Source organism: Nakamurella aerolata, assembly GCF_013002705.1.
GTDB lineage: Bacteria > Actinomycetota > Actinomycetes > Mycobacteriales > Nakamurellaceae > Nakamurella > Nakamurella aerolata.
The window spans coordinates 392,876-417,014 of the sequence record NZ_JABEND010000003.1 but is presented as its reverse complement, the minus strand read 5'-3'; the positions used below and the strand labels follow the sequence as shown (position 1 = coordinate 417,014).

Annotated in this window: 25 protein-coding genes; 15 read left to right on the top strand and 10 right to left on the bottom strand. The window is 71.4% G+C overall.

The genetic code is table 11. The features are described 5' to 3' along the window. The first annotated feature begins 23 nt into the window (after nt 1–23). Nucleotides 24–2,672, top strand: a complete 2,649-nt coding sequence (clpB, locus tag HKD39_RS07965; RefSeq protein WP_171199307.1) for an ATP-dependent chaperone ClpB — start codon at nt 24–26, stop codon at nt 2,670–2,672. A gap of 36 nt (nt 2,673–2,708) precedes the next feature. On the opposite strand, the gene HKD39_RS18720 is transcribed toward clpB, so the two are convergent. The 3 genes from HKD39_RS18720 to HKD39_RS07955 are packed head-to-tail and all read right to left on the bottom strand — an operon-like array spanning nt 2,709 to nt 4,722. Further along, nucleotides 2,709–3,146 carry an MFS transporter gene (locus HKD39_RS18720; RefSeq protein ID WP_212754203.1) on the bottom strand — a complete coding sequence of 146 codons (438 nt, stop codon included), beginning with the start codon at nt 3,144–3,146 and terminating at the stop codon, nt 2,709–2,711. After that, a complete protein-coding gene (locus HKD39_RS07960) occupies nt 3,068–3,970 on the bottom strand; it encodes an MFS transporter (RefSeq protein WP_212754201.1) in 903 nt (300 codons plus the stop codon). The genes HKD39_RS18720 and HKD39_RS07960 overlap by 79 nt, the downstream gene beginning before the upstream one ends. After that, complete coding sequence (locus tag HKD39_RS07955; RefSeq protein WP_171199306.1) at nt 3,970–4,722, bottom strand: SDR family oxidoreductase; 753 nt, start codon at nt 4,720–4,722, stop codon at nt 3,970–3,972. The genes HKD39_RS07960 and HKD39_RS07955 overlap by 1 nt, the downstream gene beginning before the upstream one ends. Before the next feature lie 110 nt (nt 4,723–4,832). Between HKD39_RS07955 and HKD39_RS07950 the strand changes: the two genes are divergently transcribed. Beyond that, on the top strand, nt 4,833–5,435 hold the full coding sequence (locus tag HKD39_RS07950) for a TetR/AcrR family transcriptional regulator (RefSeq protein WP_171199305.1): 603 nt from the start codon (nt 4,833–4,835) through the stop codon (nt 5,433–5,435). On the opposite strand, the gene HKD39_RS07945 is transcribed toward HKD39_RS07950, so the two are convergent. Continuing rightward, a complete protein-coding gene (locus HKD39_RS07945; protein ID WP_171199304.1) occupies nt 5,428–6,447 on the bottom strand; it encodes a BadF/BadG/BcrA/BcrD ATPase family protein in 1,020 nt (339 codons plus the stop codon). The two genes, HKD39_RS07950 and HKD39_RS07945, sit on opposite strands and share 8 nt — an antisense overlap. Nucleotides 6,448–6,537: 90 nt before the next feature. On the opposite strand from HKD39_RS07945, the gene HKD39_RS07940 reads away from it, so the two are divergent. The 5 genes from HKD39_RS07940 (at nt 6,538) to HKD39_RS07920 (ending at nt 12,040) form a co-directional block, all read left to right on the top strand. Further along, the gene (locus tag HKD39_RS07940) at nt 6,538–7,941 is read left to right on the top strand and encodes a class I SAM-dependent methyltransferase (RefSeq protein WP_171199303.1); all 1,404 of its coding nucleotides are present in this window, start codon (nt 6,538–6,540) and stop codon (nt 7,939–7,941) included. Next, a complete protein-coding gene (locus tag HKD39_RS07935; protein WP_171199302.1) occupies nt 7,938–8,756 on the top strand; it encodes a DUF1295 domain-containing protein in 819 nt (272 codons plus the stop codon). Before HKD39_RS07940 ends, HKD39_RS07935 begins: the two co-directional genes overlap by 4 nt. Next, a complete protein-coding gene (locus HKD39_RS07930; RefSeq protein WP_171199301.1) occupies nt 8,753–10,156 on the top strand; it encodes an NAD(P)/FAD-dependent oxidoreductase in 1,404 nt (467 codons plus the stop codon). Before HKD39_RS07935 ends, HKD39_RS07930 begins: the two co-directional genes overlap by 4 nt. A gap of 80 nt (nt 10,157–10,236) precedes the next feature. After that, complete coding sequence (locus HKD39_RS07925) at nt 10,237–11,076, top strand: DUF1365 family protein (protein WP_212754199.1); 840 nt, start codon at nt 10,237–10,239, stop codon at nt 11,074–11,076. A gap of 49 nt (nt 11,077–11,125) precedes the next feature. Next, nucleotides 11,126–12,040, top strand: a complete 915-nt coding sequence (locus HKD39_RS07920) for an NAD-dependent epimerase/dehydratase family protein (protein WP_171199300.1) — start codon at nt 11,126–11,128, stop codon at nt 12,038–12,040. 91 nt (nt 12,041–12,131) lie between these two features. Here the strand turns inward: HKD39_RS07920 and HKD39_RS07915 are convergent, their stop codons facing one another. From HKD39_RS07915 to HKD39_RS07905, 3 genes are all read right to left on the bottom strand, one after another. Next, nucleotides 12,132–12,899: a CPBP family glutamic-type intramembrane protease gene (locus HKD39_RS07915; RefSeq protein WP_171199299.1), complete on the bottom strand. Its 768-nt coding sequence runs from the start codon at nt 12,897–12,899 to the stop codon at nt 12,132–12,134. Nucleotides 12,900–13,107: 208 nt separating this feature from the next. Continuing rightward, the gene (locus HKD39_RS07910; RefSeq protein ID WP_171199298.1) at nt 13,108–14,001 is read right to left on the bottom strand and encodes an alpha/beta fold hydrolase; all 894 of its coding nucleotides are present in this window, start codon (nt 13,999–14,001) and stop codon (nt 13,108–13,110) included. A gap of 63 nt (nt 14,002–14,064) precedes the next feature. Beyond that, entirely contained in the window at nt 14,065–14,541 is a 477-nt protein-coding gene (locus tag HKD39_RS07905) for a YbaK/EbsC family protein (protein WP_171199297.1), read from the bottom strand. A gap of 120 nt (nt 14,542–14,661) precedes the next feature. Here HKD39_RS07905 and HKD39_RS07900 point away from each other — a divergent pair, with 120 nt between their 5' ends. The 7 genes from HKD39_RS07900 to HKD39_RS07870 all read left to right on the top strand — a co-directional run bounded on the left by HKD39_RS07900 (nt 14,662) and on the right by HKD39_RS07870 (nt 20,530). Further along, the gene (locus tag HKD39_RS07900) at nt 14,662–15,300 is read left to right on the top strand and encodes a helix-turn-helix domain-containing protein (RefSeq protein ID WP_212754197.1); all 639 of its coding nucleotides are present in this window, start codon (nt 14,662–14,664) and stop codon (nt 15,298–15,300) included. Between the two features lie 101 nt (nt 15,301–15,401). Continuing rightward, the gene (locus tag HKD39_RS07895; RefSeq protein WP_171199296.1) at nt 15,402–16,358 is read left to right on the top strand and encodes an SDR family NAD(P)-dependent oxidoreductase; all 957 of its coding nucleotides are present in this window, start codon (nt 15,402–15,404) and stop codon (nt 16,356–16,358) included. An 85-nt stretch (nt 16,359–16,443) separates the two neighbouring features. After that, nucleotides 16,444–17,028, top strand: coding sequence for an orotate phosphoribosyltransferase (gene pyrE, locus HKD39_RS07890; RefSeq protein WP_171199449.1), 585 nt, complete (start codon nt 16,444–16,446; stop codon nt 17,026–17,028). Further along, on the top strand, nt 17,025–17,786 hold the full coding sequence (locus HKD39_RS07885) for a TrmH family RNA methyltransferase (protein WP_343074637.1): 762 nt from the start codon (nt 17,025–17,027) through the stop codon (nt 17,784–17,786). The genes pyrE and HKD39_RS07885 overlap by 4 nt, the downstream gene beginning before the upstream one ends. Before the next feature lie 75 nt (nt 17,787–17,861). Further along, the gene (locus HKD39_RS07880) at nt 17,862–18,647 is read left to right on the top strand and encodes a hypothetical protein (RefSeq protein WP_171199295.1); all 786 of its coding nucleotides are present in this window, start codon (nt 17,862–17,864) and stop codon (nt 18,645–18,647) included. Nucleotides 18,648–18,782: 135 nt separating this feature from the next. Next, the gene (locus HKD39_RS07875) at nt 18,783–19,061 is read left to right on the top strand and encodes a hypothetical protein (protein ID WP_171199294.1); all 279 of its coding nucleotides are present in this window, start codon (nt 18,783–18,785) and stop codon (nt 19,059–19,061) included. A 50-nt stretch (nt 19,062–19,111) separates the two neighbouring features. After that, nucleotides 19,112–20,530 carry a TIGR01777 family oxidoreductase gene (locus tag HKD39_RS07870; protein ID WP_171199293.1) on the top strand — a complete coding sequence of 473 codons (1,419 nt, stop codon included), beginning with the start codon at nt 19,112–19,114 and terminating at the stop codon, nt 20,528–20,530. 76 nt (nt 20,531–20,606) lie between these two features. Here HKD39_RS07870 and HKD39_RS07865 read toward each other — a convergent pair whose 3' ends face one another. From HKD39_RS07865 to HKD39_RS07855, 3 genes are all read right to left on the bottom strand, one after another. Continuing rightward, complete coding sequence (locus HKD39_RS07865; RefSeq protein WP_343074636.1) at nt 20,607–21,365, bottom strand: DedA family protein; 759 nt, start codon at nt 21,363–21,365, stop codon at nt 20,607–20,609. A gap of 134 nt (nt 21,366–21,499) precedes the next feature. Then, nucleotides 21,500–21,787 carry a hypothetical protein gene (locus HKD39_RS07860; RefSeq protein ID WP_171199292.1) on the bottom strand — a complete coding sequence of 96 codons (288 nt, stop codon included), beginning with the start codon at nt 21,785–21,787 and terminating at the stop codon, nt 21,500–21,502. Further along, complete coding sequence (locus HKD39_RS07855) at nt 21,787–22,485, bottom strand: SigE family RNA polymerase sigma factor (RefSeq protein WP_343074635.1); 699 nt, start codon at nt 22,483–22,485, stop codon at nt 21,787–21,789. The genes HKD39_RS07860 and HKD39_RS07855 overlap by 1 nt, the downstream gene beginning before the upstream one ends. Before the next feature lie 344 nt (nt 22,486–22,829). Between HKD39_RS07855 and fbaA the strand changes: the two genes are divergently transcribed. Beyond that, nucleotides 22,830–23,858, top strand: coding sequence for a class II fructose-bisphosphate aldolase (gene fbaA, locus HKD39_RS07850; protein ID WP_171199291.1), 1,029 nt, complete (start codon nt 22,830–22,832; stop codon nt 23,856–23,858). The last annotated feature ends 281 nt before the right edge of the window (nt 23,859–24,139 follow it).

The window sequence follows — 24,139 nt, the reverse complement described above, 5'->3', positions numbered from 1 at the left end:
CCACAGGAGAAGACTGCACATCCATGAACACCGAGCGACTGACCACTCGCAGCCGGGAAACCCTGGCGGCGGCCATTGCCGCGGCCACCAGCAGGGGCAACGCCACCGTCGAGCCGGCGCACCTGTTGCTGGCACTGCTCGGCACCGACGGGTCGACCGCCCCCGGCCTGCTGCGCGCCGTCGGCGCCGATCCGGTGGTGGTCTCGAACCAGCTCAAGACGCTGCTCGATCGGTTGCCCAGCGTCAGCGGCAGCACCGTTGCGCAGCCGCAGATCTCCCGCGAGCTGGCCAACGTGCTGACCGACGCCGAGCAGTTGATGTCGTCGCAGGGCGACGAATACGTCTCCACCGAGCACCTGCTGGCCGCGCTGGCGCGCAAGGGCAGCGAGGTGGGCGACCTGCTGATCGGCAACGGGGCGACCAAAGACGCGCTGGTGGCGGCCTTTCCGGCGGTGCGCGGCGGCGACCGCAAGGTGACCAGCCCCGACCCGGAGGGCACCTACCAGGCGCTGGAGAAGTACGCGGTCGACCTCACCGCCCGCGCCAAGGAGGGTAAGATCGACCCGGTGATCGGGCGCGACTCGGAGATCCGCCGGGTGGTGCAGGTGCTCTCCCGTCGTACCAAGAACAACCCGGTGCTGATCGGTGAGCCAGGTGTCGGCAAGACCGCGGTGGTGGAGGGACTCGCGCAGCGGATCATCGCCGGTGACGTGCCGGAATCGTTGCGCGGCAAGCGGTTGATGGCACTCGACCTCGGGGCGATGATCGCCGGAGCCAAGTACCGCGGCGAGTTCGAGGAACGGCTGAAGGCGGTGCTCGAGGAGATCACCGGCTCCAACGGCCAGATCATCACCTTTATCGACGAGCTGCACACCGTGGTGGGCGCCGGCGCCACTGGCGAGGGTGCGATGGACGCCGGCAACATGCTCAAACCCATGCTGGCCCGCGGCGAGCTGCGCATGGTCGGCGCCACCACGCTGGACGAGTACCGCGAGCACATCGAGAAGGACGCGGCGCTGGAGCGGCGGTTCCAACAGGTGCTGGTCGGCGAGCCCAGCGTCGCCGACACCATCGGCATTCTGCGCGGGGTGAAGGAACGCTACGAGGCGCACCACGGCATCCGGATCGCCGACAGTGCGCTGGTCGCTGCCGCCACCCTGTCCGATCGTTACATCACCAACCGGTTCCTGCCGGACAAGGCCATCGACCTGATCGACGAGGCGTCGTCGCGGCTGCGGATGGAGATCGACTCCCGCCCCGTCGAGATCGACCAGCTCAGCCGCGAGGTCGACCGACTGAAGATGGAAGAACTTGCGCTGCAACGGGAGTCGGACGCCGCCAGCCAGGAGCGACTGAAGCGGTTGAAGGCCGAGCTGGCCGACAAGGGCGAGCAGCTGGCCGCGATGACGGCGCGCTGGGAGCAGGAGAAATCCGGACTCAACCGGGTCGGCGAGCTGAAGAAACAGATCGACGAGCTGAAGGGCCAGGCCGAGCGGGCGCAGCGCGACGGCGACCTTGGCAGGGCCTCGGAGCTGCTGTACGGCGAGATCCCTGCGCTGGAACGGGAGTTGGCGCAGGCCAACTCCGAGGTCGGCGGCCAGGTCGGCGCCGAGGCCGCCGCACCGCCGATGGTGAGTGAAGAGGTGACGGCGGACGACATCGCCACGGTGATCTCCTCGTGGACCGGCATCCCCGCCGGCCGCATGCTGGAAGGTGAGACAAGCAAACTGCTGCGGATGGAGATCGAGCTCGGCAAGAACGTTGTCGGGCAGGGCGAGGCCGTGCGGTCGGTGGCCGACGCGGTGCGCCGGTCACGTGCCGGGGTCGCCGACCCCGACCGGCCGATCGGCAGCTTCCTGTTTCTCGGTCCCACCGGCGTCGGCAAGACCGAGTTGGCGAAGTCGTTGGCGGAGTTCCTGTTCGACGACCCGCGGGCGATGGTTCGCATCGACATGAGCGAGTACTCCGAGAAGCACTCGGTCGCCAGGCTGGTCGGTGCGCCGCCCGGCTACGTCGGTCACGACGAGGGTGGGCAGCTCACCGAGGCCGTGCGGCGCCGGCCGTACAGCGTGATCCTGCTGGACGAGGTGGAGAAGGCGCATCCCGACGTGTTCGACATCCTGCTGCAGGTGCTCGACGACGGCCGCCTCACCGACGGCCAGGGCCGAACCGTCGACTTCCGCAACGCCATCCTGATCCTCACCTCGAACCTCGGATCGGCGGCGCTGACCGATCCGACCCTCGACGAGCGGCAGCGCCAGGACAGCGTGATGGCGGTGGTGCGCAGCGCCTTCAAGCCCGAGTTCGTGAACCGGCTGGACGACATCGTGTTCTTCCACAGCCTCGGCCCGGAAGAACTCGGCGCCATTGTCGACATCCAGGTGCAGCACCTTGGCCGCAGGCTGGCTGCCCGGCGGCTCGCCCTTGACGTTTCGGACGAGGCGCGAGAGTGGCTGTCGCTGAAGGGTTTCGATCCGCTCTACGGTGCCAGGCCGCTGCGCCGACTGGTGCAGACCGCGATCGGCGACCAGCTCGCCAAGGCGTTGCTGGGCGGCGAGATCGTCGACGGCGACACGGTAGTGGTGCGCCGCAGCGAGCCGGACGCCGCCGACCCTGAGGCGGGCACGCTGCTGGTCTCGGCCGGCCGTGCGGCTGGGCCGGCCGGGGGCTGATCCGGCAGCCGCGCCGTCCGACCCCGCTACCGCGGGCTACCGGCCCGGCTGCGGGCATGAGGTGCCGCTCCGGCCGGCCGATCGATCGGCCGGGGCGGTGGTCCCGGCTCGCCCTGCCGGGTCCGCACGCCGGGCCAGAACCAGGTCGCCCCGCAGGATCAGCAGTGCCAGCACCGCGAGCGCTGCCCCTATCACCGGCAGTGTCCGGTATCCGGCACCGGCGCCGAGCGCAAGGCCGCCCAGCCATGGCCCGAGGCTGATGCCGGCATTGAAGGCCGCGACGTTCCCGGCTGCGGCGAGGGTGCGGGCGTTGGGTGCGAAGGCGAACACCCGTGAGTTCAGCACCGGGTTGCCGGCGAAACCGACAAGGCCGAGCAGCGCGGTCAGCACGGCCGTCAGCGACGCACTGCCCAGCAGCGCGGCCAGGCCCAGCGACACCACGACGGTGCCACCGAGGGCCAGCACCAACACCATGGTCGGGCGCTGGTCGGCACTGCGGCCCCCGAGCCACATGCCGAGCACCGCACCGATGCCGTACCCCAGCAACACCAACGGCACCAACGACTCTCGCACTGCAGGCCGGCCAACAGGAACACCGCCACCACGCCGGTGCCGTAGATCAGCATCGCCCCGAGGTAGCTGAACGACACCAGCAGGGCCGCGATCGACACCGCAGTCAGCGCATAGGAGCGCCACAGCCGCGGCGCTCGCAGCTCCCGCAGCTGCGCGCGCACCAGTGGGGCAGGCCCGGAGCGCCCGGCCGGTACCAGGATCGCGACCCCGACCAGCGCGATCGTCGACAATGCTGCCACCGCCCAGAACGCCGCCCGCCAGCCCAGATGTGTTCCCAGGTAGGTACCGGCCGGCAGCCCGACGACGGTCGCGACGGTGAGTCCGCCGGCTATCACCGCCATCGCTTTGCCGTACTGGTTCTTGCCGACGGCCGCGGTGCCGACGGCCGCGGCAACGGCCCAGAACCCGGCGTACACGAACGCGCCGACGAACCGGCTCGCCAGCACCACCGCGAAGCTCGAGGTGACGGCGGCCGCCACCTGCGCCACGATGAACACCGCAAGAAAGGCCAGCAGCGTGCTGCGTCTTGGCCACCGCAGGGTGGCGGCGACCAGCACCGGAGCCCCGATCAGCATGCCAAGCGCGAACACCGAAACCAGTTGTCCACCAGTGGCAATGGATACCCCGAGCTGGGCCGCCAACTCCGGCAGCAACCCGGCGATCATCAGCTCCGACGTGCCCTGGGCGAAGATGGCGAACCCGAGCAACCACACGACGGCCGGCATCAGAGCATCGACCCGCCGCTGGCGTCGATCCACTGCCCGGTGATCCAACGGGCGTCGTCGGAGGCGAGAAACCCGACGATGTCGGCGATATCGGCCGGATGGGCGACCCGGTTCAGTGGGGACAGCGCCGCGATCTGCTGCCGCACCGCGGGATCGGCAAATCGCGCGGCATTCATGTCGGTGTCGGTGGCGCCGGGACCAACGGCGTTCACCGTGATGCCGCGCGGACCGAGTTCGATGGCCGCGGCGCCGGTCAGCGCGTCCAACGCCGCCTTCGACATGGCGTAGGCCGCGAGCTCGGGAGTTCTTGCGCCGTGGGTGAATCGGGTGGAGATGTTGATGATCCGGCCACCGTCGCGCAGCCGCGGCAATGCACTCTGGATCAGGAAGAACGGCGTCTTGGTGTTGACCGCGAACACCTCGTCGTATTGCTGCTGGGTGACCTCGGCGAACGGTCGCCGTCCACCCAGCACGCCGGCGTTGTTCACCAGCACATCCAACCGGTCAGCGGCGGCGTCGAAGCCCTGCCACAGTCGGTCGATTCCCTCCGGCTCGCCCAGCTGCGCACCGATCGCGAAGGCGGTGCCGCCGCCCGCCGCGATCTGCCGCACCAACTGATCGGCCGCCGCCGCGCTCGATCCGTAGTGCACGGCGACGCCGGCGCCGGCGGCAGCCAGGCGCAGTGCGATGGCCCTGCCGATGCCGCGTCCGGCGCCGGTGACGAGCGCGGTCCTGCCTTGCAGTGCTGTCATCGGTGCTGCCCTCCGAGTGTTCCGGCGATGTGCTTCCCGCGATTTGCTAACGATCGATATAAAAAGGGGACGCTAGCAGATTGCGTAACAGTCGATATAGAATGTGAGTCATGCCTCGTACCGCCGGACGTCCGCGGTCCTTCGACCGGGACAGCGCACTGGACAAGGCAATCCTGGTGTTCTGGCGGCACGGGTACGAGGCCACCTCGATCCGTGATCTGACCGCTGAGCTCGGTGTTTCGGCTCCCAGCCTGTATCTGGCGTTCGGCGACAAGCAGCAGCTGTTCGACGAGGCGATCCGCACCTACGACGTGCGGTACGGCGGCTTCATCGAGCGGGCCATCGAACAGGAACCGACCGGCAGGGCGGCGGCCCTGCGGATGCTCCGCGAAGCCCCCGACCGCTACACCAGGTCGGGGTTGCCGGCCGGTTGTCTGATCGCCACCGGCGACAGTGCGATCGGTGACGGCATCGCCGGTGCGAGCCTGGTCAGCATCCGCCGCGCCAAACAGCGGGCGCTGGCCGGCAAGCTGCGTGCGGACTCGGCGACGGAGCGTCGCAGCGGCGCGGCGAGCCCTGAGACGTTGGCCCAGTTCACCTTCGGGGTGATGGCCGGGATGGCGCAGTCGGCGAAGGACGGCGCCAGCCGTGCGGCACTGCGCCGGGTGGCCGCCGTCGCCGCCCGCGCCTTCGACGCGGCCGCTGTCAGCTGACGCCGGCGCGGTGCACGTGCGGCTCGTGCGGCAGCGCCGGGCCGCGGGCCATCAGCAGGGCAGCGCCGTCCAGCGCCGAACCCGCCGACGCCACCTGGCGCAGGGCCGACCCTTCGGCCGCCAGCCGCCGGCGCAGCCCCGCGGCCAGCGTCGGCAGCCCCACCAACCCGCCGACAACGCTGACGTCGAGCGGATGATCGGCGTCGGCGCCGACCCGTTCGGCGGCCGCCGCGGCCGCGGCGGCGAGCTCGCCGGCGGCGTGGTCGATGATGTCGGCCGCGACCCGATCGCCCTGTGCCGCAGCGTCATCCACCGTGCCGGCGAACCGGGCGGTCGCCCGGGCCGGCGCGCCGTCGTCCGACACCGCCCGCGGAAGCTGTTGCAGCGCACCGAACATGGCCTCCGCCGCCGCGCGCAACCCGGTCCGGGGGCCGCGCCCGTCGAGATCGCGCAGCGCCGCCCGCAGACCGGCCGCGCCGATCCAGCCGCCGCTGCCCTCGTCCCCGAGTACCGGCCCCCACCCGCCGCTGACGGCCACCGACCCGGCTGTGCCGACTCCGACCGCGGTGGCACCGGTGCCGGCCACCAGCACCACCCCGGCGGCGCCGGCGAGCGCGCCGAGATGAGCGGTGAGGGCGTCGCTGGTGACGGCTGCGGAGCGCACCGCCAGCTCGGGCCATGCGCCCAGTAGCCCGGCGGCCAGCTCGGCCGCCGCCGTTGGGGCGGCAAGCGCCCCGGCAGCGCCGACCGCCAGCAGCGTCGTGGCGTCGGCAGCAACCCGGTCGTCCAGACCCGGCGGGGGCGCCCCGCCGGACCACAACCGACGCACCGGCGCATCGATGGCGGCAACGGCGGCGGCTGCGCCGTCCGGCTCCGCCAGCCCGGGAGTTCCCGGCCCGGTTTCGACCCGCGGCTCCGATTCGCCGGTGGGCACTCCGGACACCCGATACGAAACCCGGCAGCTGGTCTTGCCGAGGTCGACCACCAGCACCACGGTTGGCGACTCGCTCATCCGCCCGTCACCTCACCATCACCCGAACACGCCGGTGGCGCACACCACGCTTCGCAGAGCGAGCCGCGCGCCGGTCGACTACAAATACCTATGGTGAGCACTCTGGCAGACAACCTGCACCACGCCGCCTCCGGCCTGCTGCGCCGACCCTTCCCGCTCCCGATCCGAGCCTGGGACGGATCCAGCACCGAAGCTGCGGCCGCCGGCCCCGACGCCGGCACGGTGCCGACGCTGGTCCTGCGCAGTCCGTTGGCCGTGCGGCGGTTGCTGTACGCACCGGGCGAGCTGGGTCTGGCCGAGGCCTACCTGGCCGGTGATCTTGACGTCGACGGCGACCTGCGGCGCGCCCTGGAACTGGTGTGGTCCCCTGGCGCCGGTTCGGTACGGCCGCCGCTGCGCGAGCTTCCGAGCCTGCTCGCGCTCGCCCGGCGGCACCGGATCCTCGGGCCGAGACCACAGCGCCCCGGCGAGCACGCGCATCTCAGGGGCCGGCTGCACACGCGCAGCCGGGACCGGGCCGCCATCGCCCACCACTACGACGCCGGTAACGACTTCTACCAGCTGCTGCTCGACCCGACCATGGCGTACTCGTGCGGCTACTACGCCGACGGGCCGCAGACCCCGCTGGCCGAGGCGCAGCTGGCCAAGCTCGACCTGATCTGCCGCAAGCTGGACCTGACCGCCGGCCGCACCCTGCTGGACGTCGGCTGCGGCTGGGGTGCGCTGCTGCTGCACGCCGCCGAGCATCACGGGGCACACGTCACCGGCGTCACGCTGTCCCGGCAGCAGTTCGACTTCGTCAGCAAGCGCATCGCCGATGCCGGGCTGGCCGACCGCGCCAGGGTGATCCAGGCCGACTACCGCCAGATTCCCGACCTGCTGGCCGGTGCGGCCGGGCAACCGATCGGTCACGGCAGGTACGGCGAGTTCGATGCGGTCAGCAGCATCGAGATGGGCGAGCACGTCGGCGGTGGCAACTACCCGACCTTCGCCCGGCTGTTGTACAGCGCGGTGCGTCCCGGCGGACGCCTGCTGCTGCAACAGATGTCGCGGGGCGAGAATGCACCGGACGGCGGTGCCTTCATCGCCACCTACATCGCGCCGGACATGACAATGCAGCCGCTGGGCGCCACCGTCGGCGAGCTGGCCAGGGCCGGCTGGGAGATCCGTGACGTGCAGGCGCTGCGCGAGCACTACGACTGGACGGTGCGGGCGTGGGCGAAGCGGTTGGCGGACAACTGGTCCGCCGCCGAGAGGTTGCTCGGCCCGGTCGGCGCCAGAGTCTGGCGGCTGTACCTGGCCGGTGGGGGACTGGCGTTCGCGTCCGGCCGGATGGGTGTGGACCAGGTGCTCGCCGTCCGGCCGTTGCCGGGCGGTGCGCCCGGACTCCCGCCGCGGCGCGTCGCCGACGACGCCGCCAGCCCGGCCGGCCCTGACAGCACGGGCAGCACCGACAGCACCGACAGCACCGACAAGGGTTGGGGTGGACCATGATCGGCGCCTTCGCCCTCAGCGCCGGGGTGACCGCTGCCGCGGTGATCGCGGTGATGGCGGTGGCCTTCCTGATCGGCATCCGCACCGGCAAGTTCTCGGTGATCGATGTGATCTGGGGCCCCGGCTTCGTGGTGGTCGCCTGGGTGAGCCTGCTCGTCACCAGCGGCCACGGAAGCCAGCTGCAGCGCTGGCTGCTGGTCGCGATGGTCACCGTGTGGGGGCTGCGTCTGGGCGGATACCTGTTGCGCCGCAACCACGGTCTGCCGGAGGACCCGCGCTACGTCGAGTTGCTGGCGGACGCTGGGCCGGCGGCGATCGTGAGGAAGGTGCAGCTGCCGCAGGGCCTGGTGATGTGGTGGGTGTCGCTTCCGGTTCAGGTCGGCATGGTGATCGGGCAGCCGCTCTGGCCGCTGTTGATCGCCGGGGTACTGCTCTGGATGGTCGGGCTGGGCTTCGAATCCATCGGTGACGCTCAGCTCGCCGGGTTCAAGTCCGATCCGGCCAACAACGGCCGCGTGATGGACCGGGGTCTGTGGCGATACACCAGGCACCCCAACTACTTCGGTGATGCCTGCGTCTGGTGGGGCATCTGGCTCACCACCGCGGGACACTGGCTCGGCTGGGCCAGCATCACCAGCCCGCTGGTGATGACCTACCTGCTGGTGGCCAAGACCGGCAAGGCGCTCACCGAACGCCGGCTGCAGTCCAGCAAACCCGGATATGCCGACTACGTGCGGCGCACCTCCGGGTTCTTTCCGTTGCCACCGCGGGTGAGCGCACCCAGCCCAACCCGTGCCGAGGAAGGCCGTCGATGACACCACCGCACCAACAGGCAGCAGCCAGCGGGCCGGCGGCCGGCACCCTGGTCCGGCCCCGCCCTGCCGATCCGAGCCGGCGCCGGATCGCCGTGGTCGGCGCAGGAGTCTCCGGGCTCACCGCCGCCTACGTGCTGCGACGGCAGGCCAGGGTGACGCTGTACGAGGCGGCCCATCGCCTCGGTGGACACGCGCACACCCACCAGCTGAGCGAGGCCGACGGGGTTCCGTTCGGCGTCGACTCCGGCTTCATCGTGCACAACGACCGCACCTACCCGTTGCTGCGCAAGCTGTTCGACGAGCTGGGCGTGCCCACCCAACCGACCGAGATGAGCATGAGCATCTGGCACCAGCGCACCGGGCTGCAGTACGCCGGTGGCAAGGGCTTCGGTGGCATCCTTGCGCAGCCCGGACGGCTGGTGTCGCCGCCGTTCTTGCGGATGCTCGGGCATGTGGTGCGGTTCCACCGGCTGGCCGCCAGACACCTGGCAGCGGTCGATCCGATGAGCAGTGACCTCAGCTATGCGGATTTCCTTGCACTGCACCGCTTTCCGCGGTCGTTCGTGGAGCTGTACGCGGTGCCGGTGGTGTCCTGCGTCTGGTCGTGCGCCGCCGAGGCCGCGCTGGAGTACCCCGCCGCCTTCCTGTTCCGCTTTCTCGACCACCACGGCATGCTCAGCATCGGCGACTCGCCGCGGTGGCGCACCATCCCCGGCGGATCGGCCAGCTACGTGCAGCGCCTGGCCGCCCGACTCGACGATGTGCGCTCCGGCAGCAAGGTGACCCAGATCCGTCGGATGCCGTCCGGCTCCGGTGCGGGCCCCGGCGACGCAGGCACCGGCGCCGGGGGCGGCGGTGCTGGGGGCGGTGTCGAGATCACCGACGGCAACGGGCAACTGGAGCGATTCGACGCGGTGGTGATCGCCACCCACGCCGACGAGGCGATCTCGCTGCTGGCCGATCCGACCCCGCTGGAACAGCGCGTGCTCGGGGCGTTCAGCTACTCCACCAACCACACCGTGCTGCACACCGACGCCAGCCTGCTGCCCGGTGCGCGTCGCGCCAAGGCGTCATGGAACTTCTTGATCCCGCGGGATGCCGCGCCGGGTGCCGCGCCGGTGGTCACCTACTGGATGAACAAACTGCAGCGGCTGCAGGCCTCGCGGCAATACCTTGTCACCCTCAACGGGCGCGAGCGGGTCAGGGACAGCAGCGTTCTTGCCGAGATGGAGTACCGACATCCGCTGTACGACAACGCCTCTCACCAGGCTCGTCGGCGGCTGCCTGAGCTGGCCAGCGAGCGCACGGTGTTCGCCGGCGCGTACCACGGCTGGGGGTTCCACGAGGACGGCTGCCGGTCGGGTGTGCAGGCCGCCGAGCGCCTCGGGGTGCCGTGGTGACCCTGCTCTCGCGCCGGAGCTCGCAGCACCGGGGTTCGCCGCACAGGGCGTCGAGCGCACCGAGACGGCCGGCAGTGCCGGTGTCACCGTTCCATCCCGCCACCCCGGCGACCACGGTGCCGGTACCGGCGCTGGTGACAGCAGCGGTGACCCATCGCAGGGTGGCCGGGGTCGACGACCGGCACACCTTCAAGCTCAGCCAGCTGCTGCTGGACGCCGACGACACCGCTGGGATGGACGTGTCGTCACGGGATCACCTGTACGGCAACGGATTCCGGGCCGACATTGCCGTGCTGCTGGCCGCCGCCGGGCGGCCACTGCTGGCCGCCGACCGGATTGTGATGCTGGCCCAGCCGCGCCGGCTCGGCCGGGTGTTCGACCCGCTGACGGTGTGGTGGGTGTTGGACGGAGCCACCGCTGCGCCCGGCGGGACCGGCGGCCGCGGCGCGGACGCCGGCGGTGCCGTCAGGGAGGTGATCCTCGAGGTGCACAACACCTACGGCGAGCGGCATGCCTACCTGCTCGACCCGGACGGTATTACCGCTACGTCGACCGGATGGCACGGAAAACACTTGGTGCGCAAAGGCTTCTACGTGTCGCCGTTCAACCCGCCAAGCGGCAACTACCGGGTGCACTGGCGACTGCGACCCGATCAGGTTTCGGTGTCGATAGCGCTGTCGGACGACGACGGCGCGGCGACGCTCACCGCCACACTGATCGGCGCGCTGCAACCGTTGCGGACCGGGTGGCGTCGGCGCGCCCGCCGGCACGCGGCCGGTGCCCCGGTGCGCGTTCCGGCGCTGATCAGGGCCCGTGGCATCTGGCTGTGGGCACGCCGACTGCCCATCCAGCGCCGCCCCACCGATGGCGGTAATCTCCGGCCACCGGGCCAGCGGCAGGACGTGCCGGCCGACGCTTAGCCGGCGCCGACGCCGTGCTGTCGCCCGCCCGGGAGAGGCGGGAGGAAAGATGACCGCACGCACGCGCAGCGGTTCGGCGCCGCTGTCCATCGCGGTGGCCGGCGGCACCGGCATGATCGGCCGCCGCCTGGTCGCGGCGCTGACCGAGCGCGGACACCGGGCGCGCGTGCTCAGCCGACGCCACCAACCCGCCTTCGACCTGGACGCCGACGGTGCCGCGGCAGACGCCGATCGCTCTGCGGCACTGTCCGGAACCGAGGTCGCGTACTACCTGGTGCACGGCCTTGAGCGACCGGATTTCGCGGTGCGGGACTCGTTGCACGCCAGGCGATTTGGCAGTGCGGCCGCGACGGCGCGGGTAGGCAGAATCGTGTACCTCGGCGGCCTCGGCACCCCGCCACTGTCGGATCACCTCGCGTCGCGCCGGGCGGTCGAGTCCGATCTGGCCGCCGGTGGGGTTCAGGTGGTCGCGCTGCGGGCCGGCATGGTGATCGGCGCCGGCGGCGCGTCATGGGAGCTGGCGCGGCAGTTGGCCACCAGGGCGCAGCTGCTTGCGGTTCCGCTGGCCGCGGCCCAACGCACCCAGCCGATCGGGTTGGACGACGTTTGCGGGTACCTGGCCGATGCGGCCGAGCTCACCGACCCGGCGAGCGTGTACGAGGTCGGCGGAGCCGACGTGCTGACCTTTGCCGAGCTGTTGATGCTGATCGGACGGCTGGCCGGGGGACGACCGCCGGTGCTGCTGCCGGTGCCGGTGCGGGCGGCCCCGCAGAGTTGGATGGGCCGGTTGGTGGCCTCCGTGACGGAGGTCGACCCCGAGGTCGCGGTGAACCTGCTGAAGTCGATGACAACACCGACGGTGGTCACCGACCAAGCCGCACGACGCGACATGCCGCGGGAGCCGATGGACTTCCGGACGGCGGCGCGGCGGGCGCTCGCCGAGGCCGGGAACGGACTCGGCTGACCGTCCGCTGTCGCCGGCGGCCTGCTAACCGGCGCTCAGCGGGCAGCGCCCGGTGACCGGCTCGTCGGCCGGCATCCGGTGACCGCGCCGGTCAGGAGCCGAGGATCGGCGGCAGCGCCAGCAGCATCGCCAGTGACCAGATCAGGTGGGTGATGATCGGTGCCGCCAAGGCGCCGGTGACCTGCCGCTGCCAGCCGACCACCAGCCCGAGCAGTACCGCGGCGAACACCAGCAGCGGTGCGCCCGTCGCGGCCGTCACCAACCCGTAGATCAGTGCCCCGACCACGATGGGCACCGCGCGAGCCGCCGGGCGCGCCTGGCGCCGGTGCTGCCGGCTGCCGCCCAGCCGGCTGCGCTGCAGCGCCGGCTGCAGCGCACCGCGGAAGAACACTTCCTCGGCCGCTCCGGTCAGCGCGGTCGTCACCAGCAGCAGGGCAACCGGGGCGGAGCCCTGCTGTGCCAACACTTTTGCCGCAGATGCCTGCAACGTCGGGAACAGCGCGAGGCCGAGGCCGCCGAGCACGAACACCGAGGCCAGCACCAGCCCGGCGAACACCGCAACCGACAGGTCCTTGCCCACTGGCCGCCCGCGGTCGATCAGTCGCAGCGGTACCGGCAGCATCGCGGCGGCCTCCCGGCCGCCGACCAGCCAGATCGCCAGCAGCACCGCGGTGGCGAGGAAGAACCAACCGGAGCCGGCGGGTGCGGCGAACGTCCAGAACAACGCCGCCGCGCCGGCGAGCGCGGCGCCCGCCAGCAGCCACCACACCCGCGCCGCCACCGGCGCCTCATTCGGCACCTCCGGCGGCGCCGGGGCGGGCGCGGCCGCGGCCGGGTCGGGCTCGTTGCTGTGCTGCACGCTGGCCGCTCCCTCCTTCGCCCGCGCCGGCCATCGCGGCCGGTGCTGCCCCGCCATCGACGGTGGCACGACGATGTGCGGGATTTTCGCAGATCGCCGCCGCTCCGTGCGGCCGGCCGCCCGGCTGAGCCGGCCAACGCCTCGCCCGGCGATCCGGCTCAGCCGGCCGGCACCTCGCCCGACTCAGCCGGGCGGCACCTCGCGCGGCTCAGCCGGCCAGCACCTCGCGCAGCCGAACGGCGAATGCCTCCGGCTGGCCCGGGTAGCCGAATTCGCCGCCCATGAAGCCGCCGTGGTGGCTCGGGAACACCGCGACCTGCTGGCCCAGCGCCCGCGCGATCGCCCGCGAGGTCCGATCGGTGAACATGTCAGCCGATTCCTCGCCCACAGCGATCACCACCCTGGTGGGAGCGGCCGTCAACGCGGCAATGTCCGGGCTGTAGGCGCTGATCGGCGCCGAGCGATCCGACAGCAGCGGGTCATCGCGAGTGTCGGAGCCTGCCGGCTCGTCCTGCGGCATCCCGAACGCCGCCGGATCTGCGGGTGGCTGCGCGAAGTACTCGTCGGTGAACTCGCCCCGCCAGCCGGTCAGTGCCATGAAAGCGGCCATGCCGTGGTTGAAACCCTTGTCCAGGTAGGCATTCCGCACCGCGTCCCAGGCTCGGCGGGCGGCCGCGGCGTCCGGCAGCATCGGGATGGACGGCGGCTCGTGCGCCACCAGCGTGCCGACGTCGCCAGGGTGCCGCGCCACCAGGGCCAACCCGGTGACGGCGCCACCGCTGGAGGCGAAGACGTCGACCGGCCCGGCGCCGAGCTCGGCGATCAGCGCATGGAGATCATCGGCCTGCACCTCGGGGTCCTGCTCGGTGCCGGCGTCGCTGCGCTCACTTCGGCCGAGCCCGCGCGGGTCGTAGGTGACGACGGTGCGGTCGGCCATCAGACCGGCGAGCGTGGTGAATCCGGTGGCGTCCATCGGCGAGCCGATCAGCAGCAGCGGCGGCCGGCCGTCCTCGGTGGGGAGCGGGCCGCGGACGTCGTAGACCAGTTCGACGCCGGGCAGCGAGAGGGTGTGCGAGCTGGGGGTTTTCGGAGGGGTTGTCATGCGGTTCAGACTGCGCCGGTGGGTAAAACTCATCGCCAGGAACGCAGCAAGAGGCCGACCCGTTCAGACCAGGTTGACCACGGTGCCGTCGGTGGCAGCGACCAGTTGCTTCGGATCGGCGGGAAACACCGCGTGCGGGGTGCCGGCCGCGGCCCACACCGTGTTGTGCCGCAACAGGTTCGCGTCGACAAACGGGCTGAGCGGTTCGGTGTGTGCCAGCGGTGGAACGCCACCGACCGCAAAGCCGGTGCGCTGCTTGACCCAGGTGGCCTTGGCCTGCTCGATCGGACCGCCGACCAACTCGGCCAGCTTGCCCTCGTCCACCCGGTCCGGTCCGGCGGCCAGCACCAGCACCGGCCGGTCGTTGTCGATGTCCCTGAACACCAACGACTTGACGATTTGGCTCACCTCGCAGCCGAGGGCGGCGGCCGCGTCGCGGGCGGTGCGTGCGCTGTCCGGCAGCACCCGCACCTCGGCGTCGATGCCCTTGCCGGCCAACGCATCGGCAACGCGCTGGGCGCTGCGGCTGAGTTCGGACATGGCTGCTCCTTCGTGCTTCACCGTTGGACCTTCACCGTGGGACTTTGACCGCTCGTTCGGGATCTGGGTGGTAAGGCGCTGCGCCGTCGCAGCCACCGGATGCCCACTATAGTAGGCATCATGACGGATTCGACGGTCAGGGGTGCTCGGCAGCGTCCGGCGGCGGCAGGGTCGATGGTGTCGACCGGGCCGCTGGCGGCGAACCTGCGCCGGCTGCGGCAGCGGGCCGGGCTGAGCGTGGTGGAGCTGTCCCGGCGCGCCGACATCGGCCGCGCAACGCTGACTCAGTTGGAGGCGGGCAGCGGCAATCCCACGCTGGAGACGCTGTACGCCCTCGCCGGGCAACTCGGGGTGCCGCTGGCCGACCTGATCGCCGAGGCCGAGCCGACCGCCGCGCCGGTGCTGCACCGCTTCGCCGACGGCGCGGCGACCCGCGGCCAGGTGGTGCAGGCCTGGTTGCTGCACCGCCGCCGGTTGACGGCCGACACCATCGAGATCTATTCGATCGTGATGCATCCCGGCCCGGTGCAGCGCTCCGCTGGGCACGTCGTCGGCACCAGAGAGCACCTGCAACTGCACGCCGGCGCCGAATCGGACGTCAGGGTCGGTCCGGCTGACCAGCCGATCACCTTGCGCCCCGGCGACTATGCGGACTATCCGGCCGACGTCCCGCACGTCTATCAGGTGGACGGCCAAGCCGCCGGTCGCGGCGCACCACCCGTCACCGCGAGCCTGACGATCATCACCCCGGCCGGCTGAGTGCGGTTGCCGATTGGGTCCGCCGCGACCGCTCCGGGCGCGTACCCGGGGGCGGGCCGGGCTGGGCCGGCTGGGCCGGCTCGGCTGGATACGGTGGACCCATGACGACCCCCACCGACCCCCGCGGCACCGGATCCACCAGTGCCGGCTCCACCGGAACCACGGGAAACCGGCCCGTCGCACTGATCACCGGAGCCACCTCAGGCATCGGTGACGCCTTCGCCCGCAACCTCGCCGGACAGGGCTTCCGGCTGATCCTGGTGGCCAGGGACGCGGCCCGGCTGGCCGGGCGGCGCAGCGTGCTGCTGGCCCTCGGGGCGCCCGAGGTGGACACCGTCGCGGCCGACCTGAGCACCGACGCCGGCATCGACACGGTGGCCGAGCTGCTGGCCGGTAGCAGGGTCGACGTGCTGGTCAACAACGCCGGAAAGGGCTTGGCCAAAGACTTTCTCGATTCCTCCGACGCCGAGCTGATGGAGCTGCTCGACCTGAATGTCACCGCCGTGCTGCGGCTGACCAGGGCCGCGTTGCCCGGCATGGTCAAGCGCGGTTTCGGCGGCATCATCAACGTGGCGTCGATCGCCGGTGTGGTGCCCGGCCGCGGCGGCACCTACGGCGCCTCCAAAGCCTGGGTGATCGCGTTCAGCGAGGCCATGCACATGGAGTACGCCCCGGCGGGGGTGCGGGTGCAGGCGCTCTGCCCCGGCTTTGTCCGCACGGAGTTCCACCAGCGCGCCGGCATCGACATGGAGGGCACCCCCGGCTGGATGTACGTCGACGCCGACAAACTCGTCGTCACGTCGCTGGCCGATCTGCGGCTCGGCCGCCCGGTCTCCATTCCCGGTGCGCTGTACCGGACGGTGGCCGCCGGGGCGAAAGTGTTGCCCCGCTCGCTGATCCGGTCGCTGGCCATGCGCGTCGGCTGGAAGCCGGCGACGCCGGACGGGCCGACTGGCACCGGGCCGGACGACACCGGCGTTGCTGACACCGGGTTTGCTGGCACCGGCGTTGCTGACACCCAGCCTGCTGCCGGGGTGCGGCGCCGACCGGCCGATTAGGCTTCCCGGTGTGACCTCAGCACCTCAGCAGCCCAGCTCAGCGGGAACCACCGAGCCTGCAGCGGCCGGCACCGCCATCAGCGGTGTGCCGACCCCGTCAACGCCAGGTCAGCCGCCGGCGCCGGATGCCGCGGCGAAGAGCAGGCTGGCGGCGCTGGTGGCCGATCTCGCCGTGAAACGCGGCAACTTCACGCTGGCGTCCGGACGCCAGGCCGACTACTACATCGATGCCAGGCTGCCCACCCTGCACCACGAGGCGGCGCCGTTGATCGGCCGGCTGATGCGTCAGCTCACCGCCGACTGGGACTACGCCGCCGCCGGCGGGCTCACCCTCGGCGCCGACCCGGTGGCGCTGGCGATCATGCACGCCCCCGGCCGCCCGATCGACGCTTTCGTGGTGCGGAAAGAAACCAAGCAGTACGGCATGGGCAAGCGCATCGAGGGGCCGGACCTGGCCGGCCGCAAGGTACTTGCGGTGGAAGACACCTCCACCACCGGCGGCTCCGTGCTGCAGGCGGTCGAGGCGATCCGGGAGGCCGGCGGCGAGGTGGTCGGTGTCGCCACCGTCATCGACCGCAACACCGGGGCAGCCGAAGCCGTTGCCGCCCAGGGCCTTGGCTACCGATACCTGCTCGGGCTGGACGACCTCGGGCTGACCGACCGGGCGTGAGCCCCCCGATCGGCGGGCCCGGCCACCAGCCCGACGGCGGCGCCGGTGGTGAGCAGCCGCCCGCCGTCGCCGACCGTGTCACCGCCGCCGGGGTCACCGCCGAGACCGAGGCCGGGCCGACCGAATGGCAGGTCGGCACCGAGGTCGGGGTCGGGCCGTGGCCGGGTGGGCCAAGCGCCTGGCCGGACGATGCGCAGTACGACAGGCAGTTGCTGGCGGACGGCGACCGCCGCAATGTGGTTGACAGGTACCGGTATTGGCGCCGGGAAGCGATCGTCGCCGATCTGGACACCCGCCGGCATCCGTTCCACGTGGCGATCGAGAACCTCGGTTACGACTACAACATCGGCACCATCGTGCGCACCGCCAACGCCTTTGCGGCCGCGGCCGTGCACATCGTCGGCCGGCGCCGCTGGAATCGGCGGGGCGCCATGGTGACCGACCGGTACCAGCATCTGCACCACCACGACGCCGTCGCCGGGCTCGTCGACTTCGCCGCCGGCGCCGGGCTGAGCATCATCGGCGTCGACAACCTTCCCGGCTCGGTCCCGTTGGAGACCGCGCGGCTACCGGCAAAGGCGTTGCTGCTCTTCGGGTCCGAGTCGGAGGGGTTGTCCGCCCCGGCGGTGGCCGGCTGCGCGCAGCTGGTGCACATCAGCCAGTACGGGTCAACCAGATCCATCAACGCCGGGGTGGCCGCCGGCATCGCCATGCACGCCTGGATCCGCCAGCACGCCGAGCCGGCCGACGGGCGGTAGCGCTGCCACCGCCGGCGACAGCGCCGCGCCGCAACCGGTTGGCCGGCGGCGACGAATCGTGTTGGAATCGCCGTCATGCGAAAGCTCAGCTACCCCCGGCGGGCCCTGACGGCCGCCGCCGCGACCATCACCCTGCTGACCGGCGCGGCCGTCGTCCCGGCCGCGGCCGCCCCGACAGCGTCGGCCCGGGCGTCAGGGGCCGCTGTGCTCCCGGCGCCGGCGACCGGAGCGGCCCCGGCAGCGACCCGACCGGCAGCGGTGGACGCGCAGGCTCCGGCCCGGCGGCCGGTGACGGTGGCCGGTGCCAGACGGCTGCCGCTGGGCACGACGGTGACCGTGATGGCGACGGTGTCCACTCCGCCCGGCGCCTTCGAATCGTCGTTCTACGACAAGGGTTTCGGCCTGTTGGATTCCGCGGCGGGCATCTACGTCAGCACCAGCTTCGCCGCCGACGTGCGGGTGGGCCAGCGGGTGCGGGTGACCGGGGTACTGGCCGACCAGGCCGGGTTGCGGGTGATCCGGCAGGCCGACGCTGCCGCGGTGCGGGTGCTCGGCGGTCCCGGGGTGTTGCGGGTGTGGCCGGTGCCCACCGGCGCTGTCTCCGAGGCCACCGAGGGGCTGCTGGTGAAGGTCTCCGGCACCGTCGTCGGCGATCCGGTCGACGACCTGCCGTACGGATACAAGGTGACGGTCGACGACGGGTCCGGTCCGGTGCTGGTGTTCGTCAACACCCAGACCGGTATCGACGTCGGCGCCCTGCACGCCGGCGACCGGGTCGCGGTGACCGGCTTCTCCAGCCAGTACGACACCCACTACGAGGTCGATCCGCGCAGTCCGGCCGACATCGTTCTGCTGAACTGAGCGTCCAGCTGAGCTGAGCGTCCACCTGAGCTGAGCCGAGCTGGACGGGCCGACCGGAAGGCGGGAATGGCGGGAACGGCGGATGTCAGCCGAAAGTCGGATGGCGGTGGCGGCGCCCGCTTGTAGCGTGGCCGGGTGGATCTGAACACCGTCAAGAATGTCGGCGTCGGGGCGATCATCGTGCTGGCGGTGATCGGGGTGCTGGCCGCGATCATCATCCGCAAGATCGTCGGCAAGGTGCTTTCGCTGCTGATCGCCGCGGCCCTGGTGTTCTTCGCCTGGCAGCAGCGCGACCACGTGATCAACTACGCCGACGAGATGCGCGGCCAGGCCTGCCAGTCGCCGCCGCGGTTCTTCGGCATTCAGGTGAATCTTCCCGACGATTGGTGCACCACCGCCAGTAGCGGGCGATAACGGCCGGCTGCCGTCCAGCGCCGCCGCCGGCAACGGCCCACACTGCAGTGATGTCGCCGAGTCCGGAAGTCCCCGCCAGCACCGAGCACACCGCAACGTTCAGCGCCGAGATCCCCGAGTCGAGGGACCGGCTGTGGACCTGGCTGGGCCGGCCCGGCGCTGCCGTCCGGCTGACCCCGCCGTGGCAGCCGATCTCCGTCCGGCACGAGGCCGCCGACCTGCGGGACGGCGTGGCCCGGCTGCGCGTCGGTGGCCTGCCGTGGACGGCGACGCACCAACCGGACGGCTACGTCGAGGGCAGCCGGTTCACCGACGAGCTCACCACGCAGCCGCTGGACCGGGTGCTGCAGTGGCGGCACCAGCACGAACTCGCCGACGGCCCGACGGGCAGCGTCACGATGATCGACCGGCTCAGCACCAGGGTCCCAAAGGCCATGCTGCGCAGCGTCTTCGACTTCAGGGCCAGGCAACTGACCGGTGACCTGGCCGCCCACCGGCGCTGGTCGCAGCGGCCGCTGACGATTGCCGTCACCGGTGCGTCCGGGCTGATCGGCACCGCGCTCAGCGCCCTGCTCGGCGGCGGCGGGCACCGGGTGATCCGGCTGGCCCGACCCGGGCAGCGACCGGCCGAGCCGCCGCCGGGCGCGCTGCGTCATGAGTTCAGGGACTGGCAGCCGGACCGACCAGACCCTGCCGTCCTTTCCGGGGTGGACGCGGTGGTGCACCTGGCCGGAGCCGGCATCCTCGGCAGGTTCACCCCGGCGCACCGGCAGGCGCTGCGCGCGTCAAGGATCGGCCCGACCGGGGCGCTGGCCCGCGCCGCCAACGATGCAGGGGTGACGACCTTTGTGCAGGCCAGCGCCATCGGCTACTACGGCGCCGACGCCAGCCCGGCCGGCGCGGCGGCGACCGAGTTGACGGAGACCGCCCCGGCCGGCGACGACTTTCTGGCGCGGCTGGTGCGGGACTGGGAGGCCGACGGTGCGCAGGCGCTGGCCGGCACCGACACCAGGCACGTTGCGGTGCGGACCGGACTGGTGCTGACCCCGGCCGGCGGGTTGCTGCGGCCGCTGCGCCCGCTGTTCACGGCCGGTCTTGGCGGCCGCATCGGCGACGGCGGTCAGTGGATGAGCTGGATCGGCATCGACGATCTGGTCGACGTCTACCTGCGGGCGGTGACCGACACCTCGTTGTCCGGTCCGCTGAACGCGGTCGCGCCGAACCCGGTGACCAACAAGGCTTTCACCGAGATCTTCGGTCGCGTTCTGCACCGGCCGACGCTGCTGCCGGTGCCGGCGCTCGGCCCGCGACTGCTGCTGGGGCAGCAGGCCACCGAAGAGTTCGTGCTGGCGTCACAGCGGGTCGCACCCGCGGCGTTGACCGCGGCCAACCATCCGTGGCGGCATCCCGAGCTGACGGCGGCGCTGGCGCACCTGCTGGGCAAGACCGATACCGGCGACCCGAGCTGAGACCGGGTCAGCGATCGGCGCGGGTCAGCGATCGGCTTGGGTCAGCGATCGGTGCGGCTCAGCGATAAGCGCGCGGTCAGCGATCGGAGCGCGGGTCGGAGACCGGGCGGGCCGGCGGCAGGTTCGGATCGGCGGTGGCCGGCGGCACCGAGTTGCTCGGATCTACCGGCGCGGCCGGAGCCTGCGGGCTGCCGCCGCGGTTCTTGCGCCGCTGCAGCCAGTGGTAGATGGCCGGGCCGGCGCTGGCCAGCACAACGGCGAGCACCGCGAGCACGATCAGCAGATCGACGTTGTTGGCGATGAAGGGGATGCCGCCCAACAGGTATCCGCCCAGGGTGACCAGCGCGCACCACAGCACCCCGCCGATGAACGAGTAAAGGGTGTAGATCTTCGCGTCCATTCGCGACGCGCCCGCCATCACCGTGACGACGGTGCGCACCACCGGCACGAACCTGGCCAGCACGATGGTGATCTTGCCGTGCCGGTCGAAGAACTCCCGCGACCGTTCGATGTGTTCGGGCTTGAGGAACTTGGCGTCCGGGCGTCTGAAGACCGCGGGCCCCACCTTGTAACCGATGCCGTAGCCCACCATGTTGCCGACGAACGCCGCGACGATCTCCAGCACGATCAGCAGCCAGATGTTGATGTCGAGCACGTTGGTCTTGACCAACAGCCCGGCCATGAACAGTAAAGTGTCGCCCGGCAGGAAGAAGCCGATCAGCAGGCCGCACTCGGCGAACAAGATCAGCATGATCCCGACGACGGCCCACGAGCCGAGACCGGTGATGATGTTCTGCGGGTCGAGCCACCCGGGGAGCAAGGCGAGTTGGGTCACGCCTGGTAGCGTACCGGGCCGCGCGGCGATCTACTGCCGATCGAGTAGTAGTTTGTGCTGGGCGCGCCGGCGTTGTCGGCGCAGATCACAGCGACTGTCTGCGGTTGCCGTTCACAGCAGACTGCGCCTGCTGTTCACAAGAGCAGGGTGAGGATGGCGGCGCCGCCGCCGAGCGCCACCCCGGCGATCGCCGCGAGCAGCAACAGGTGCGTGGTGCTCAGCCAGCGCGGGCGCGAGCGGCGGCCGCCGTTGCCGTCGTCGCCGGACGCTGTGGTGTCGCCGCTCGTTCCGCCGGACCCGGCGGATCCGCCTGGGCTGGTGCCGGACGCACCCCCGGACGCGCCTGCCGGGCCGCCGGCCATGGCGCGCAGGGCCTGGGCCAGCACCTGCTCCTGCTGGCTGTCGGTGGACGAACCCGACATCAGCTCAGCGATTGCTTCATGATGTCGCCGAGCTTGGCCACCGCCCGCGAGGCGGTCGACTTGACGGTGCCCTTGGACAGGCCCGTCGCCTCGGCGATCTCGGACTCGCTCAGGCCGCCGTAATAGCGCAGTACCAACACCTCTCGTTGACGCGGCGCCAGTTCGCCCATCGCCTCGACGACGGCGCGGTGCTCGGCCGACATGATCGCCAGCGACTCGGCGGAGCGGGCCGTCCCCGGGTCCGGCGGGGTGTAGGCGCGTGCGGTGCGGCGGCGCCGCAGCATGGACCGGGAACCGTTCACCACTGCGGTGCGCAGATAGCCGATGGCGGCGGCGGTGTCGCGCAGCGAACCCCATTGCTTGTAGAGCCCGGCGAAGGCCTCCTGCACCACGTCCTCGGCCGAGGCGATGTCGTCGACCAACAGAATGGCCAGCCGCACCATGCCCATGCGGTGCGAGCGGTACAGATCGTCAATGGTGAGCGACTGCGGTTCCGCCGGTGCCGGCAGCGCCGCCGGGTCGATCGGGTTGAGCGAACGCAGCGAGCCGAGGGTGCGTTCGACCGCCGATTCGCCGCCGGGGCCATGACCGCCGCTATGGCTGGCGCCGATACCGCCGCCGTTGTTGGCGTAACCGCCGGCGTGCGGTTGCGCGGCGGGGAAGCCGGCCTGCTGCGGCCCGTTCATTGCCTGGTTCACTCCCGACTGGTTGACCACGGCCCGATCCTGCCAGCCGGAGGGCGGACGGGCTAGCAGAATGCCGCAACCGTGCCGCACCTCTGGTCGAGGGCGGACCCTGCTTTGTCCCCAGCCGCTGGCCGGTGCGAAGAGGGCCTGCGCGGGCCGCCCCGTCCGCACGAGGTGATCGCTGTCGCCCGCGCTGCAGGACGCCGCCAACAAGGGCCGCCCCCGTCCGCACGAGGCGATCGGCTGCTGGCGGCAATGACAGGTGAGGCGGTGGCGGCCGCCCCCGTCCGCACGAGGCGATCGGGCGGTGGAGGATACTGGCTGGTGACCGCTTCTTGATCGTGAAAGGACAGCACATGCCGATCGCCACTCCCGAGACCTACGCCGCCATGCTCGCCAAGGCCCGGGACGGCGGGTTCGCCTACCCTGCCATCAACATCACGTCGTCGGAGACCATCAACGGCGCGATCAAGGGCTTCGCCGATGCCGGCAGCGACGGCATTCTGCAGGTGTCGACCGGTGGCGCCGAGTTCGCGTCCGGCACCGCCGTGAAAGACATGGTGACCGGCGCGGTTGCGCTCAGCGAGTTCGCCAGGGTGGTGGCCGAGAAGTACGACGTCACCATCGCGCTGCACACCGACCACTGCCCCAAGGACAAGCTCGACGGGTTCGTCCGGCCGCTGCTGGCGCTGTCCACCGAGCGGGTCAAGGCCGGCGGGCAGCCGCTGTTCCAGTCGCACATGTGGGACGGCTCGGCGATCGACCTCGACGAGAACCTCGACATCGCCAAGGAGCTGCTGCCGCTGTGCCAGGCGGCCAACGTGATCCTCGAGATCGAGATCGGCGTCGTCGGCGGCGAGGAGGACGGCGTCGTCGGCGAGACCAGCGAGAAGATGTACACCGCACCGGCCGACTTCGTCTCAACGGTCGACACCCTCGGTAAGCCTGAGGGCAACTACATCGTCGCCGCCACCTTCGGCAACGTGCACGGGGTGTACAAGCCCGGCAACGTGAAGCTGCGCCCCGAGGTGCTGAAGGCCGGCCAGCAGGCGGTGGCCGAAAAGCTCGGCCTGCCAGCGGGTTCCAAGCCGTTCGAGCTGGTCTTCCACGGCGGTTCAGGCTCCACCGCCGAAGAGATCGCCGAGGCCGTCTCGTACGGCGTTGTGAAGATGAACATCGACACCGACACCCAGTACGCCTTCACCCGGCCGATCGCCGGGCACATGTTCACCCAGTACGACGGGGTGCTGAAGGTCGACGGCGAGGTCGGCAACAAGAAGGCCTACGACCCGCGCTCGTACCTCAAGCTCGGTGAGCAGGGCATGGCCGACCGGGTCGTCGAGGCCTGCCAGCAGCTGGGCTCCGCGGGAACCGCAGGGAAGTAAGCCCTCCGGCGTCGCCAGGTGCGCCCGCCTGACCGGGCGGGCCACCGTTCGCCGGTCGCTACTGACGTGTGGGAGCGCTCGATGGCCGTTACGGCGGCAGCTGCCGCCGTCACGGCCATCGGAGTTTCCCAACGCGGGCAGCGGCCGGCGATTCGCCTTTCCGGGTTCGTTAACGCAGCTGGGTGGCACTGTCGGCACGCGGTGGTTGACGCCGACGGCGCCGTCGGCGACGACGGCGCTGTCGGCAAGCGGCGCCCCCAAGCCCCGCTCGACAAATCGGC